Here is a 15,542-nt window from a genome sequence, read left to right on the forward strand (position 1 = left end):
ATGAAGACAACCTGTTCTTTAAAAACCAGGGCGCTGCCAATGAGCCGGTATATGTTCAGCAGGCAACTGCCTATCTTTTAAGGGATGAGCCCAAAGCGGTTATCCGCGCATTTTACAGCCTGATGGCCTGCGGGTTCTCACACCAACAGTTCACTTCGCTGGAACATCGCTGGGCATGGGGGCAATATTATGGCCCGCCAAGTACGGATGGGGCCTGGTTTGAAATTTACAGAAGAATGCTCATTAACGAGTGGGGCAACGATACGCTGATGATCGGTCAGGCCATTCCACGCGACTGGCTGAAGCATGGAAAAAAAATTGAAGTGAAGGACGCGCCAACTTATTTTGGGAACATATCTTTCACCATTGACGGGGTAAATGCCGGTAATGAAATAAAAGCGGAAATTGTTACGACCGACCGTAATCCTCCCAAACAATTATTGGTGAGGTTCAGGCATCCGGATGGCAAAAGGATCAGATCGGTAGCAGTGAACGGGAAACGCTGGAAAAACTTTGATGTAAAAAAAGAGTATATCAGTATTCCTGCGCCATCGGGAAACTATGTCATTTCAGCAAAATATTAATATCATTCGCCGCTGTTAATCAGCCATCAAAACATTACCATGTTGAAAATAAGCTCACTTCTTTTATCCTTTTACATTTTTGGCTGTATGCAGGTGTGCGCACAAGCCACAAATGTAAAAGTGGAGTTTGGGAAAAGTCTCGGTCCCATGAACATGGAGCGCATGGCCTTAGGCCAGGGTGGCTTATCGGAAGAGCCTATGTTGGCCAGCCGGGTAACGGAAATAAGAGCATTGCATCCGGCCATCATCAGGTTATTTGTAAGTGAGTACTATAATGTTATCCCGGAAAAAGGAAAGTATCATTTTACTACGCTGGATAGCATGGTGGCTAATATCCTGCAAACGGGAGCGAAGCCTTTCATGAGTTTTTGTTTGAAGCCCAAATTGTTTTTCCCGGGAATAGACCAGGATATTGTGGAGCCCAATGATTATGCGGGGTGGGAACAGTTTGTGCATGATGTGGTAAAGCATTATCTTGATAAGGGCGCCGGCATCACCTATTGGGAAGTGGGTAATGAAGTGGATATCGGAGAAGATGGCGGCACGCCTTACCGGTTCAAACCTGAAAGCTATGCGCGGTATTATAAACACACGGTAGCTGCTATCCTTCGTGCCGATCCCAACGCAAAAGTTGGCGGCCCGGCGCTGGCATATTATAAATCGCCAATCCTGCCTGAACTCCTTCGCGTTTGTTCTGCTGAAAAAATACCATTGCATTTTGTTTCTTTTCATAACTACAATAATAGTCCAACCGCTATTCGCGGGCAGATTGAATATGTGAAAAACCTCGTTGCGCAGTATCCGGGCATCAAAGCGGAAACCATCATGAATGAATGGAATATGGATCTGTTCAATCCCCCGCTTGATCCCAGGTTTCAACCCTGCTATGTAGCCGAAACCATCTGGCAAATGAAAGATGTGGGATTAGACTGGTCGTGTTATTATCAAATCCGCGACTGGTATGTTTCGTTTGAAACATTTTCCCGGATACACTCTCCGGAAGGAACAGCATTTATGACGCGGTGGTGGAACAGGCAGGCGCAATTCAGCGGCCTGATTGATTATCAAAACCAGTTACGGCCGGCGTACTATACGTTCAAATTGCTGTCGAGGATGGTAGGCAATAAGTTAGCCGTTACTTCTTCAAGCGATAAAATACATGGTTTTGCAACGCATGATCCTAAGTTGCGAATGCACAATATGATGCTTTGGAATTTTTCGGATCAGCCGGCAACCGTAAAGGTAAGCCTCAACGATCTCCCCAAAGATATGCGGGTTCGTCATATTGTATTGGATGCAGGCGGATCGGGGTTAGAGGAAAATCAGCGCCTGCGTCCCGATCCTTTTGTTCAGATCAAAAAAGGCACACAATCTTTGACCTTAACATTAGAGCCCTGGGCGGTTCATTACTGGTCGCTCGAATAACGGCTTTCTCTGTAAATTGGTTATATTGAAATTGGTTATGATCGTAGATATCCATACACATGTTTTTGACGCCGGTCTGCACTTTGGACCGAAGCTGGATGCCGACCTGGTGCGGTGTGGCGTTGATCCTGCTGTATGGGGAAATGTGGAAGAGAGGCATCTTGAAACCACGCAGGCTGCTGATGTGGCTGTTGTATTTGGATTGCAGGCCTCGGCAACCGGCTGGAACATTCCCAATGAAATGGTAGCGGCACATGTAGCAAAAGCGCCCGGCAGGTTGTTGTTTTTTGCTTCTATTGATCCGCTGCAGGAAAATTATATGGATGAGTTGGAGAAGTGTCACCGCCAATTGGGGGCCGTTGGGATTAAGCTTGCGCCACTTTACCAGGATGTGCATCCGCAGGACCCGCGGTATTACAATATATACCGGTATTGTGTAAAGCATAGCCTGCCCGTCCTGTTTCATGCAGGCACTTCATTCGTTAGCGGTACACGGCTCGATTATTCGCGCCCGGTTCATTTTGACGCGGTGGCGGTTGATTTTCCCAGCCTGAAGATGGTGCTTGCCCACCTCGGGCATCCCTGGGAGGGGGAAACCATTGCGGTCATCCGCAGGCATGCCAATGTATATGCCGATATATCTGCTTTGTACTACCGCCCATGGCAATTTTATAATTCCATGCGGTTGCTGGTGGAGTACGGAGCGCAGCATAAAGTACTGTTCGGTTCCGATTTTCCGTTTACCACTACGGGCAGCTCTTTGGAAAGAATAAGGAACCTTAATGACGTTGTAGCCCAAAGCGGTTTGCCTGCTGTACCGGCTGAAGCCATTGAAGGTATCATTCATCGCAATACGCTCGAATTGCTTGCACTTCCAAATCCAATCCTATCAAAATAATGGCGGATCCCTTTTTATATATGAGATCGTTGCAGCTACAGGGACTTAACCGTCTGGTGAAGGTAGATGTTCCTGTGCCGGTTCCTCGGGCAGATGAAGTGCTGATCAGGACGAAAGCGGCTACCATTTGCACTTCCGATTTACATGATATAAGATCCAACCCGTTTGGAATACAATATCCCCGCGTAATGGGGCATGAGGGTGCAGGCGTGGTGGTTGCCTGCGGATCTGATATAATGGGTTATGCACCCGGGACCCGTGTAGCGGCACATCCTGTTGTGCCCTGCATGACTTGCGACGAATGTAAGCGCGGATTAGAACATCTTTGTTCGCGTATGGGGCATCTCGGCATTGACCGTGATGGTTGCTTCGCAGAATATTTTGTTCAGCGGGCCGATCGGGTGCGGGCTATTCCGGATAATATATCTTTTCCTTTGGGCGCGCTTTTGGAGCCGGTGGCGGTGTGCCTGGAAGCGATATCGCGTTCGGGCGATATGAATGGGAAAACAGTGCTGGTGGCCGGCGATGGGCCTTTTGGAAATATTATTGCGCGCCTCGCACAAAGGGCGGGAGCAGCCCGTGTACTGGTGTCGGGCCGGGAACATTTCCGGCTTCAGATGATACCGGGGGTGGAAATAGTGGATACTGTGAAAGAAAGATCTGTTGATGTGGCGATATTGGCGGTAAGTGCTGCAAGCGCGGTTGAAACCTGCTTGCAGGCGCTGCGGCCCCGCGGGCGGCTGGTTGTTTTCAGCACGGTTCAGGAACCTGTTGCACTGAATCTTTTTAATATCCATGTTTCAGAGTTAGAAGTGGTTGGCGCATGTAATGACGAAAATAAAATAGATGAATCACTCCAATGCCTGACCGAAGAAAGCCTGGCGCTGGAAGATATCATTACACATCATATTCCTTTTGATCGTTGGGAAGAAGCTTTTGATTTGGCCCGTAACGGGCACAGCAGGGCATTGAAAGTTGCCCTGGTATTTGATTAGTTAAAAAAACTAACATTCAAAGTATTTATGAAGATTACCGATGTAGAAGCATTTATCCTTCAATCACCTTTCGAGATCACCAACCCGGCGGGGAGTGACGAAGCAAGAGGCGTAAAGCATTGCTTTTTGCTGAAAGTGAGCACCGATGAAGGCATCACGGGCTGGTCGGATGTGGAAACTTCGCCGCATGTGGGTGAAGCGGTAGTAAATGCGCCCGAAAGCGGGTCGGGGGTGTTTGAAGGATTGCGGGCACTGGTTATAGGCGAAGATCCTTTTGATGTGGAACGGCTGTGGGACAAAATTTACAGGGGCACTATTTACTTTGGGAGAAGGGGAGTAGCCATGCAGGTGCTATCGGGTTTTGATATTGCCTGTCATGATATTATAGGCAAAGCCATTGACCGGCCGGTATATAAAATACTGGGTGGCGCAAGAAGGGATAGAGTTCGTGCATATGCTTCCACGCTTTTTAGACCAACTGCTGATGCGATGAAAGCGGCATGTGCGTTTTATGTGCAGCGTGGCTTTACGGCGGTTAAATTTGGCTGGGGCGTATTTGGACAAAATCCTAAGCAGGATATACAATTGGTGGCAGCGGCAAGAGAAGCGCTGGGGCCGGATATTGAATTGATGATTGATCCCGGGTGGATGGTAAACAGGAGCGCTTACAATGCTATTGAGTTGTGTCGTGCGCTGGAACCCTATAATATTTTCTGGCTCGAAGATTTTCTCCACCCTGAATCATACGATGGTTATGGAAAAGTAAAAGCTGCCGGGGTTAAAACACGGCTGGCGGCAGGCGAGCAGGAAGCTACCGCCTGGGGGTTCAGGGAATTGATCCAGCGTGGAGGCATTGATGTTGTACAGCCCGACCTTTCGCGCTGCGGCGGATTTACCCAGGCAAGGAAAATTATATGGGAAGCTGAACATGCAGGTGTGGATGTTTGTCCGCATGCCTGGCTCACAGATTTATTAACAGCAGCCAGTCTTCACCTGAATGCTGTTTTGCCGAGATCCCTGTTTCTCGAATACAATGTGAGCGATAACCCCATGCTCAGGGAAGTGATCCAAAACCCTGTTCAAATGGATGCGGAAGGATATATTCCTGTTCCGCAAGGTGCGGGTTTGGGTATTGAAATAAATGAAGCTGCAGTGAAACGTTTTTGTATAAATCTTTAATCAGTTAATAACGCTGAAACATCTCATCAAATAATATTTTAACATGGAAACAAAAATTAAACGAACTACCGACGAAGAAAAATTTAAATGGATAAAGGAAAACCTGTATGTAGCTATAGTTTGCGATGTTTTGGATATCCTGGGCTATAGAAACCAGGCGATGCACCAGCGCTTAAGGCCACTGGATGCGGACAATTGTACGATCGTGGGCCGGGCAAGAACGTATCGCTGGATGGAAACGGATTATATTGAGGACGATCCGTATAGTTTGGAGATTGAGGCGGTAGATTCGCTGAAAAAAGGAGATGTGGTAGTGCACTCAACCGATTATGCCGGCACCAATGCACCATGGGGAGAATTGATGAGTACAATTGCCAGGCGTAACGGAGCTGTGGGTTGTATTTGCGACAGCATGATCAGGGACTGCAAAAAAATCATTGAAATGAAATTCCCTGTTTTCTATGGCGGCATCCGCCCCCTGGATAGTTTGGGACGCGGACGGGTGATGGCATACGATGTGCCCATACGTTGCGGTGAAGTGGTGGTAAATCCCGGTGAGCTGATATTTTCCGACTTCGACGGTATCGTGGTGGTTCCCCGTGATATTGAAGATAAAGTGCTTGACATGGCTTATGAAAAAGTGTTCAAGGAAGATCAGTCTAGGATAGATTTACTGAATGGTGATTCACTCAGAGCAGTGTATGACCGTTATGGTGTGCTCTAATCAACAATAGTATATGAATATTCTTTGTGTAGTTGCCCATCCCGATGATACGGAGATCCTTTGCGCAGGTACGCTTGTCCGTTATGCGAGAGAAGGTCACCGGGTTACCATGGCTGTTTTTACAGATGGCAGTATGGGCGATGCGGTGATAGCTCCTGCCGAGCTGGGAAAGATGAGGGAAGAAGAAACCCGTGCGGCAGCGGCTGTTATTGGTGCAAAGGTAATCTGGGGCGGAGTGATGGACGAGCATGTTTTTCCCGATCGTGAACAGCGCATGATCATGATTGATATATTACGGGAAGCCGATCCGGATATTATTTTTACCCACTCGCCTAATGATTATCACCCCGACCACCGATATGTAGGACAATTGATTTTCGATGCGTACTTTCAGAAAGGACTTCCACATATCCCGGGGCAATCTTTGCCTGCCTGCCGTTTCGCACACGCTCAGCTATACTTTATGGATAACCTTGGGGGAATTGGGTTTTTACCCACGGAATACGTTGATATCACGGAAGTATTTGAAACAAAAAAAGAAATGCTGGCTTGTCACAAAAGCCAGTTTCAGGCCATGCAGCAATTGGCAAATACAAATTTGTTTGATATGATTGAAGTGCAGGCACGGTTTCGCGGACTGGCCGCCGGATGCCTGTATGCAGAAGGGTTTACCCGTATGGATGCGTTTCAGAGAGGATTAACGACCCGGGTTTTACCATGAACTTTACATTCATCAAATGGAATGGCTGGGATGCGGTAAAATGCAGCGTTGATCAATACGAACTGGTCGCTGGCATATCCGCAGGTCCGCGCATACTTTCGCTTAGCCGTGCAGGTGATAGCAATCTTTTATATGAAGATGGTACGGATTTCCGCGTGGGCGAATGGCGTATATACGGAGGGCACCGGTTTACCACTGCACCTGAAAATGATGATAGCTATTACCCGGATAATGTACCTTGCGATGTTAAAATTATTGATTCAGCCCTGCATATCTCCGCTCAACAAAGGCCCGATGGCATTAAGCTTACTTTATTAATCGGGGCAATGTCCGGGCAAGAAGGTTTTGAAATACGGCATATGCTTGAAAACAATGGACATGAAGAATGGACAGGAGCTTTATGGGCCATTACCTGTGTTCCCCGTTCTGCGCAGTTACTCGCTTCATGCACTACGCCGGGTATTCATTTTTGGCCGGGAACGGATCCTGCCCAATGGCAGCGGCTGAACGGACAGGTAACAGTAAAGCCGGGTAACTTCAGGGGAAAAGCCGGATGGCATTGCGAACACCCGGTGCTTACCGCTGTTCAGCAGCAGGGAACATTGATTATTGACAGTCCCGGGTTATCCATCCCTGAAGCATGTGTTGATAACGGGTGCAATACGGAAGTATTTGTTTGCGCAGATTTTGCGGAGCTGGAAACATTGAGCGAAAGAATATTTGTTGCACCGGGTCAATCTGCCAGTCACCTGCAACGCTGGCGATTGTTGTGACGGATGGAAGTGGTGAATGCACAGTTGATCTTGATGGACCTGTTTTGGTCGAAAGTGAGAGGTGAGAACTGAAAAATTTTTCACTTTTGTTTTTTCACCTTTCACAAAAAGGACTTTATAACACTTAACAGCTTGCCCTGTTCTTATGGAAAATTTTCATCTTTCGTTGCTGGATATCCTCATCATTGTTGGAGAAACATTGCTGGTAGTTATTATTGGTTTAATGGCCGCGGGTAAAATAAAAAGAACCACGGAAGGGTATTTCCTGGCATCAGGGAATATGCCGTGGTACCTCATCGGTGCTGCATTTGTGTCTACCTCTGTATCAAGCGAACAGATCGTGGGTACCATTGGCGCTACTTACAAAGGCGGACTGGCGATTGCCAACTGGGAATGGTGGGCATTGCCTACTTATTTACTAATGATGGTATTTTTCATTCCCCTGTATTTGCGGAATAAAATAATGACGGTGCCTGATCTGCTGAACCGGCGCTTTGGTCCCGCCTGTGGCGCTATTTATAGTTTTGTGATACTGATCGGTTATGTTTTTGTTTTTCTGCCGCCTGTTATATACGGCGGCAGCATTACGCTCAGTGAGCTAACAGGATGGAACCAGGGCTATGTAATGGCAGGCATTGTGCTGGTTACGGCCAGCTATACTTTGTTGGGAGGTTTGAGCTCCGTGATGTGGACGGATGCCATTCAATGCGTGATGCTGATAGGAGGAGGGGTGATCTTTTACTTTGTGGCGTTGGATAAAATTCCGGGTGGCTGGGATGCAATGGTTGCGGCTGCACCGGAACGCTTTCATCTTTATCAGCCGCCTTCTGATCCTGAAGCGCCGTTTGCCGGGCTCATTCTTGCATCGTTTGGCGTTTTTTTATTTTACCAGTCTTCCAACCAGGTTATGATCCAGCGTATTCTTTCGGCCCGCAGCACATGGGATGGCATAATGGGACTTATTTTTTCGGGGTTCATAAATATCATCCGCCCGTTGGTGACCTGCCTGCTGGGCTTAATTGTGTATCATTGGTTAGATGTTATGCAACAGGGTCCTTCCTTATTGCCCGATAACCAGGATCGTGCATTTCCTGTAGCGCTGGAACTTTTTGCTCCATCTGGATTGAAAGGCATTATACTGGCCGGCTTTTTTGCCGCGGTAATGTCTACTGTAAGTGCGCTCTCCAACTCAATTGCCACTATTTTTTCACTGGATGTATACAAAAAATTCATCCGCAAAAATGCCAAAGACAGGGAATTGATCACTACAGGACAGGTTTCGGGAGGCGCTGCTTTATTGATATCTTCTTTGGTGGCCCCACTGGTAGGCAGTATAGGGCTGTTCAAATATTTTCAAACAGGTGTTACCTATATGGCTACGCCGTTCATCTCTGTGCTGCTGATGGGTATTTTCTGGAAAAGAACCAGTTATGCGGGGGCCGTTGCGGGTTTGATCGGGGGTGTCTTTATCCAGATCATGCTTGCGCTTGGCTTGCTGGCAGCAGGTATACAACTCCACTGGTTATACGTGGGCGCTGTTGCACAGGCACTGACGATGCTGCTGATCGCGGTAGTTTCACTAAATACTGTACCCCCGGCAAAAGAGCAGATAAAGCCTTTTCTATGGCGCTTCTCCTGGATCAGCACCCTCGAAGAAGGTGCTAAAAAAAGATCCTGGTGGCAAAGTATTAAATTATGGCTTATCCTGTATGCAATAGCCTGGTGTTATATTTACTGGCGGTTTTGGTAAGGGGTTGAAGATTTGTTGATATTGCTTCTTTTATACAGCGGAGACATAGTCTCCGGAGAACATAGTAAGTGCGAAGTCAGGAGACTTCGCGCAGCGGAATTTCGAACGCTTATGGATTTCGAACACTTATGGTCAGGAGACTTGGCACAGCGGAGCATTCCACAGCGAAACAGTATAATATAATCAGAGTCGATCAACTTTTATAATGAAACAACCCGTAGTGGATTTTTTCCGGTATTCACTGAGCGGTGAACAGGTTTTTGCCTGGCGGCTTTACCGGATGCTGCAATGGTGAATGAAAATGAACGGTTGCCGGAATGGCTGTGGTTCCTTTCTGTCTGGTTTTTAACCAATTCCTTTTCTGTATTTGTTATCACATCAATATTTTTTTGTAGGCTGCCACTTGCAACAGGATGCAAATTAACATGGTTTTCAACCCGTACAATAAATTCATATAAGCCTATAGCATTTCTTTCATTTGCATCGTTTTGCTCTTTTGCCTGTTCTAACCATATTTCTTTTTGCTTTTCAGCCAGTTCAACCGATACTTTCCTTATGCTGTCTAATTTTAATTTTTCTTCAGAAAACATCTTTTTTATATCCGGAATGCCATCTTTCAAGTGATCAAAAAACAATAATTCAGTACGGTTTTCCATAGCCCGGTCTTTGTGTGAACCGTTTGCTGCTTTTTTTTCAACAGTCCTGCGTTTGGCTTGTAGGTTTTCAATGCCGGCGTTTTCATACTGAACTTGTATTTCGTTAAGCTGTTTTAATAAATCCTGCCATTGCTCCCGGTTCAATAATTGGTTGTTTTGAAAGATTTTTATTTTAGAAGCATCCATGAACAATGCAAGATCGTTGAATGATATTTTTTTGCTGTTCCCTTGTTTCTTCAGGCCCGGAAGGGCATTCAGCCATTCCTCAGCTTTCCATCTGGCATCATCGTCTGCAAAATCATTGGAAATGTATATGTCACTGCCAATAGCAGGCGATGGCAGTATAGTCATGGCAGCCCCGTCTTCTGTGCCGGTATGGGAGGGAGGGGGCGGCGGAGTTAGGGGAGATGCCGGCGGATGAGGAGCCAGTGGTAACAGTGGGGACCCGTTTGTAGGTGCCGGGAAATCATTTTGATCTTTGCCGGAGCGGGGGGCGGCAGTCTTGTTGTTTTTATTGCTGCGGGTTGCACCAGGCGTATCATTTACAGTTTTCTGTACAGGAGCTGTTTTTATTTCGCTTCCAGGCAGGATGGTGCCGGCAGGATTAGATTTGGCTTCATCATTATAAATATCTCCAGCCCGGCTTGCTGCAGTATTGTTTTGCGGGGAAGGAGAAAGCCATGCTACCGAGATCATTATAAAAGCCATTAAAACAAGCGCCAGTAATTTTTGTCCATAGTTAAAATGGGTAGTATTTACATTCATTATTCTTTTTATCCGCCCAAGCAATTGATAGTTGTTCCTGCCTGTAGCGGCTATTGCCAAGGGTTGCATTCCTACCCTCAGTTGTTCAAGCGACAGCAGGGCAGAGGCATAGCTGTGCGGATCGAAACGGTGCTGCAGCACAAAGTCATCGCAACAATGTTCCCTTTCTTTTTTTAATGATTTGCCCAGAAGATGAACAAACGGATTAAAGAAGAGGATAGTTTCAATTACAGATGCCATAATATTAATGAGGTAGTCATTCCTTTTGATGTGCGCCAGCTCGTGTAAAATAACAGATTCCACCTGTTGCGGCGTAAGGTGGTTAAACGCTGCTAAAGGAAGCAGGATAACAGGTTTGAAAAAGTTTAGGGTGGCAGGAACGCTGATATACCGGCTGAGATGGATATTCACTTTTTTAACGATCCCGATCTTACGGGCATACTTATTTACCAGATTGATCCAATGTTCGTTTATTGGGAGCAGCCCTGTTGTTTTTAGTTGTTTCGAATGCAGGTAAGCGTTTATTAATTTTACTGAGAGCAGCAGCAATACAATAAGATAGGCTGCTGAAATATAGGGGAGGTATTGATTGGCAAAATCTGTTAAGCCATTGTGGGAAAACAGGATATCCGGCGAATAGGCCGGGGTTGCAGCATTGGTATTCAACCCGGATAAATATTCATTCAGCTTTATTATTTCACTGTATTTGTTTGCCAGTGTAATGCTAAACCAGCCAAAGGAGCCCAATAGCAACAGGGAGGCAATAAAATGTTTGCGTGCGGGGGATATATGGCGATGCACGCTGCATATTGCCTGGTAAAACAGCCACAGCAGGGCCGATTGCCATATGCTGGCAGCTATTGTCCATCCAAGCGCAATTAAAAATGGTGACTGATAGATCAAATTCATGGGAACGTTTTTGTATTACTTTCTCAGCGTGTTAAGTAATTTCTGTATTTCTTCCAGTTCATCGGGACTGGTTTTATGGTTGCCCAGGGCCTGCATCACCAGTTGAGCCGGTGAGCCCGAAAAAAGATTATCTATCATTTTGCCTACAAAATGTTTCTGTGTTTTTTCGCGGCTTACTACCGGCTGGTAAATATGCGTTTTTGAGGAATCGTTCCTGCTCACCAGTCCTTTTTCGTGCATGATCTGCATCAGTTTAAGCGTGGTGGTATATCCCACATCTTTGCTGACCGATAAAATTTCATGTACTTCTCTTACCGTTGCATTTTCTTTAGCCCAAAGCACCTGCAAAATTTCAAGTTCACTTTCCGTAGGCCTTATTGTTTTTTGTTGTGCCATGTATACGATTTTTTTCGTATCGAATATACGAGTTCATTCGTAACTAACCAAGCGATGCCGTATTTTTTGCAAAAATTTGGGTGGTGCAAGGTGCGCCGCGAAGCGGCTGTCTCAAAAGGCGGGTATAGAAGATATGCCACAAAGACCTGCCTGCCCCGTCCGGTCCAGGCAGGTCTTTGTGGCAAAACATAACTTTTGAGACAGCCCCGGCACAAAAAAAGCTTTCTTCGGGGTTGTTCTGAACAGTTCGTATATAAATGGGCGGGAACCCCTTTTTTTAAGATGAACCAACGAATGAACCAGCGATAGAAAAAAAGGTCAAAAGTGAAAATGTTCGTTTTCACCTTTGACCTCTGTAGCATTGTAATTGGCTTACTGTTTCAGCAGTTTAATTACATCAATGGTGCCATCCTTATTCACCACCTGTAACAGATAAATACCTTTTTGAATGCGTTGTATATTCAGGGAGAAGGTGCCACCCTGGTTTTGCGATGGTATATATTTCATTACAGTTTGCCCGTTGCTGGCCACTATATTTACCTGGGCTACTGCTTTGCCACTCCGGATATTCACCTGGCTGGCGGCTGGGTTAGGATATGCTTTCAGGGCTACCGCATTTCCGTTGCATTGTATACGTACGGCCTTTATATCGGTGCTTGAATGTTTACCATCAAAATCTACCTGCCTGATACGGTAATAATTAACGCCGCCGGCAGGAGCTTCGTCGGTGAACCGGTAGGTATTGAGGCTATTGCTGTTGCCTACGGCGCCGACACGGCCGATGGCGGTAAATTCATTCCCGTTGCTGCTGCGTTCCACCACAAAATGGCTGTTGTTCTGCTCCATGCCTGTTTGCCATTCCAATAGTGCTTTGCAGCCGTCTGCCTTAACCGTAAAGGAAGTAAAGGTAACAGGGAGAATAATATTATTGGTACTGCCGATAGCCAGTGCTGAAATTACCTGTCCGGCAGGAATAATGCCCTGTAACGTAGAGCCTTTGCTTATTCCGTTTGCATATGGAGCAGGTAACCCGCTACCTGTGCTTAGGTCTATCCATTTAAATTCTGTAAGACGCGGATCAAATCCCAATAGCCGGAGATCGCCGGCCTGCAATCCCGGGTAGTTGCTTAAGTCGGGAATTGAAACGGTGATGGTTTGATCTTCGATCATTGCTACTCCATTGTATTCTGCAGGCTCAGAAGGTATCGCTTCCTGGTAGTGCCAGTCCCAAAAGCCTTCCTTTGCAATACCCGCGATACCCGGAGGGCGATAGTTTAATGCTGTTGGATTATAATCAAAACCTGAGCTTGGGGTGGGATCTGCAGTATTGTTTGGATCTCCATCTACCCAGCCCACGGTAAGAATATGGTCCGGGTCTGTAAAAGTGCCCTGTCTTCTTACCTGGTAAATATTGGAACCGTTGCCTACCGGGAAAGTAAAATCGCCGCCATGCCCCAGGGGCAGATTGTCCCCGTCCGGATAATTCGTCTCGCTAACAAATCCATCAACGTGTTGGGCATCTGTCAATCCGCCGTCATAAAAGGCATTGTTTATAAATACAATGGCGCCTTGTACGGGATTTATCCTGTTGGTGGTGGTTATGCCATTATTAAAATATAGGGCTCTGCCAATCATAATGCCACCTGATACTTCCCCATATGGGCTTAAAAAAGTGCCCTCGTGGTAGTTGGTAATATGCATGGTATTGCCTGCGCCAATGTTGAAGTGAACAGTATCAAACACAATGATACCTCCGTCTCCTGCAATTTCATTGGTTCCCTGATATAGAAAATAATCGGTATTGGTGCTTGTCATTCCAAAAGGTTCCGGGAAGGCCCTGTAGTTAAATTGTGTGAGCCAGCCTGTATTGTTATTTACGGTAAACAGCCTGTTCGTGTGATTGTACCGAACACCACCCAAACGATTTGTAATACCCAGAACTAAAGTGCCGTCATCTGGTTCATCGCTGTGGGTAATACCGGGGTCAAGATTTCCCGAAGGTATTTCATATTGCGCCGCAGCAACTGTAGTGATCAATGTGGATAAAATAAGAAGTAGAGTTGATTTCATGAACATGCATGTTTATGTGCTTGATGAAAATGTTTTTCCGGAACTTAAACCTTTAATGGCTATCCACGGGACTAACGGAAAGATTGACAAAGCGGGGTTTCAAAGGAGAATTTAATAGGAGATTGAAATGAAATGATTTTATGCGACAGGACTTGGTATCTTAATTATAAAGGATAGAGTGTGAAGATACTAATCTTCTTCATTCAAAAATAAATGTACGTAAAATTTCTATGAGAATTATTGGGTAGAAGTACGCAGAACGCACAATAAAGCCTGTAGGTTCTGAATATTATGATTTAATCGCTTTAATGAGATTGGATACCAGGCATTGGAAAATACGGGTTCCGGAGTTGGCTGATCATTACCTAATGATAAATTATTCCGTTCGGCATAACGGAACTGTTTGAAAACCAAACAACCAGGTTTTTGAGAGCGAAACCTGGTTGCTGAATATTCAAATAAAAAGCTAATCTGGTGTAGTCAGGGTCGTGTTTGTTGTGGTTACCAGTTCGGTAGCCTGCTTTTTTTCAATGACCGTCTGTTCTGTTTTGGTATTGTATATGTCGGCCAGGGTAGGCGCTATTACCAGCGAAACAATTGACATCAGTTTTATGAGGATGTTCATAGAAGGTCCTGAAGTATCCTTGAACGGGTCGCCTACTGTATCTCCCGAAACCGATGCTTTATGCGGTTCAGACTTTTTGTAAAACATCTCACCATTGATCTCTACGCCCTTTTCAAAAGATTTTTTGGCATTGTCCCAGGCGCCGCCGGCATTATTCTGGAACATACCCATCAGTACACCGCTTACGGTTGCGCCTGCCAGGAAGCCGCCCAGCGCTTCCGGCCCCGCCAAAAAGCCGATGATCAACGGAGAAACAATGGCTATGGCTCCGGGCAACAGCATTTTCTTTATGGAAGCTTCTGTGGAAATGGCAACGCATTTATCGTATTCGGGTTTTCCCTTGCCTTCCATAATACCCGGAATGCTGCGGAACTGGCGGCGAACTTCTTCCACCATGCTCATGGCAGCTTCTCCAACCGCACGGATGGCCAGAGATGAGAATATAAACGGGATCATTCCCCCAACAAAAAGAGCAGCCAGTACTTTTGCATTGTAAATATCAATACCGTCTATCCCTGCAACCCCCACAAAAGCCGCAAACAAAGCCAACGCAGTTAATGCGGCGGAGGCTATCGCAAAACCTTTGCCTGTAGCGGCTGTGGTATTCCCAACCGCATCCAGCACATCTGTTTTTTCCCGTACTTCTTTAGGCAATTCACACATTTCCGCTATGCCGCCTGCGTTGTCTGCAATAGGGCCAAATGCATCAATGGCCAATTGCATAGCAGTTGTGGCCATCATGCCTGCAGCAGCTATCGCTACCCCGTATAGGCCGGCGAGCTCGTGAGAACCCCAAATACCGCCGGCCAGTACCAGTATAGGAAGAAATGTAGATTCCATCCCTACAGCCAAACCGCCAATTACATTGGTGGCATGACCGGTAGACGACTGACGTATAATAGACAGTACGGGCCTTTTGCCCATTGCTGTGTAATATTCTGTAATAATGCTCATTAAGGCTCCTACTAAAAGCCCCACGCCAATAGCCCCCAACACTCCCCATTTGGTAAACTCCTGCCCGCGGAGCGACATGGTTTCGGGTAAAATATAATATACCAGTCCAATGGAAGCC

General features: G+C 46.3%; 13 protein-coding genes. 9 read left to right on the forward strand and 4 right to left on the reverse strand.

Going from position 1 to position 15,542, the window contains the following annotated elements; translation table 11 throughout:
* The 9 genes from PLH26_RS12570 to PLH26_RS12610 all read left to right on the forward strand — a co-directional run.
* Window positions 1–584, forward strand: a 584-nt coding sequence (locus tag PLH26_RS12570; protein ID WP_324586373.1) for a hypothetical protein, incomplete at its 5' end; no start/stop codon positions are given.
* Window positions 585–623: 39 nt separating this feature from the next.
* Window positions 624–2,009 carry a GH39 family glycosyl hydrolase gene (locus PLH26_RS12575; protein WP_324586374.1) on the forward strand — a complete coding sequence of 462 codons (1,386 nt, stop codon included), beginning with the start codon at window positions 624–626 and terminating at the stop codon, window positions 2,007–2,009.
* A gap of 25 nt (window positions 2,010–2,034) precedes the next feature.
* Window positions 2,035–2,907: an amidohydrolase family protein gene (locus PLH26_RS12580; RefSeq protein ID WP_324586375.1), complete on the forward strand. Its 873-nt coding sequence runs from the start codon at window positions 2,035–2,037 to the stop codon at window positions 2,905–2,907.
* A complete protein-coding gene (locus PLH26_RS12585; protein WP_324586376.1) occupies window positions 2,907–3,902 on the forward strand; it encodes a zinc-dependent alcohol dehydrogenase in 996 nt (331 codons plus the stop codon). Before PLH26_RS12580 ends, PLH26_RS12585 begins: the two co-directional genes overlap by 1 nt.
* Window positions 3,903–3,929: 27 nt before the next feature.
* Window positions 3,930–5,081: a mandelate racemase/muconate lactonizing enzyme family protein gene (locus tag PLH26_RS12590; RefSeq protein WP_324586377.1), complete on the forward strand. Its 1,152-nt coding sequence runs from the start codon at window positions 3,930–3,932 to the stop codon at window positions 5,079–5,081.
* Between the two features lie 43 nt (window positions 5,082–5,124).
* Window positions 5,125–5,805, forward strand: a complete 681-nt coding sequence (locus PLH26_RS12595) for an RraA family protein (RefSeq protein WP_324586378.1) — start codon at window positions 5,125–5,127, stop codon at window positions 5,803–5,805.
* Window positions 5,806–5,818: 13 nt separating this feature from the next.
* The gene (locus tag PLH26_RS12600) at window positions 5,819–6,526 is read left to right on the forward strand and encodes a PIG-L deacetylase family protein (RefSeq protein WP_324586379.1); all 708 of its coding nucleotides are present in this window, start codon (window positions 5,819–5,821) and stop codon (window positions 6,524–6,526) included.
* On the forward strand, window positions 6,523–7,299 hold the full coding sequence (locus PLH26_RS12605; protein WP_324586380.1) for a hypothetical protein: 777 nt from the start codon (window positions 6,523–6,525) through the stop codon (window positions 7,297–7,299). Before PLH26_RS12600 ends, PLH26_RS12605 begins: the two co-directional genes overlap by 4 nt.
* Window positions 7,300–7,444: 145 nt before the next feature.
* Window positions 7,445–9,049 carry an SLC5 family protein gene (locus tag PLH26_RS12610; RefSeq protein WP_324586381.1) on the forward strand — a complete coding sequence of 535 codons (1,605 nt, stop codon included), beginning with the start codon at window positions 7,445–7,447 and terminating at the stop codon, window positions 9,047–9,049.
* 200 nt (window positions 9,050–9,249) lie between these two features.
* Here the strand turns inward: PLH26_RS12610 and PLH26_RS12615 are convergent, their stop codons facing one another.
* The 4 genes from PLH26_RS12615 to PLH26_RS12630 all read right to left on the reverse strand — a co-directional run.
* Window positions 9,250–11,379 (reverse strand): M56 family metallopeptidase, encoded by a 2,130-nt coding sequence (locus tag PLH26_RS12615; protein WP_324586382.1) that lies wholly within the window; start codon window positions 11,377–11,379, stop codon window positions 9,250–9,252.
* 15 nt (window positions 11,380–11,394) lie between these two features.
* Window positions 11,395–11,775: a BlaI/MecI/CopY family transcriptional regulator gene (locus PLH26_RS12620; protein ID WP_324586383.1), complete on the reverse strand. Its 381-nt coding sequence runs from the start codon at window positions 11,773–11,775 to the stop codon at window positions 11,395–11,397.
* A gap of 372 nt (window positions 11,776–12,147) precedes the next feature.
* Window positions 12,148–13,845 (reverse strand): T9SS type A sorting domain-containing protein, encoded by a 1,698-nt coding sequence (locus tag PLH26_RS12625; RefSeq protein ID WP_324586384.1) that lies wholly within the window; start codon window positions 13,843–13,845, stop codon window positions 12,148–12,150.
* Window positions 13,846–14,311: 466 nt separating this feature from the next.
* Window positions 14,312–15,542, reverse strand: a 1,231-nt coding sequence (locus PLH26_RS12630) for a proton/sodium-translocating pyrophosphatase (protein WP_324586385.1), incomplete at its 5' end; no start/stop codon positions are given.

This window comes from Agriterribacter sp., assembly GCF_035444585.1.
Taxonomy (GTDB): Bacteria; Bacteroidota; Bacteroidia; order Chitinophagales; family Chitinophagaceae; genus Agriterribacter.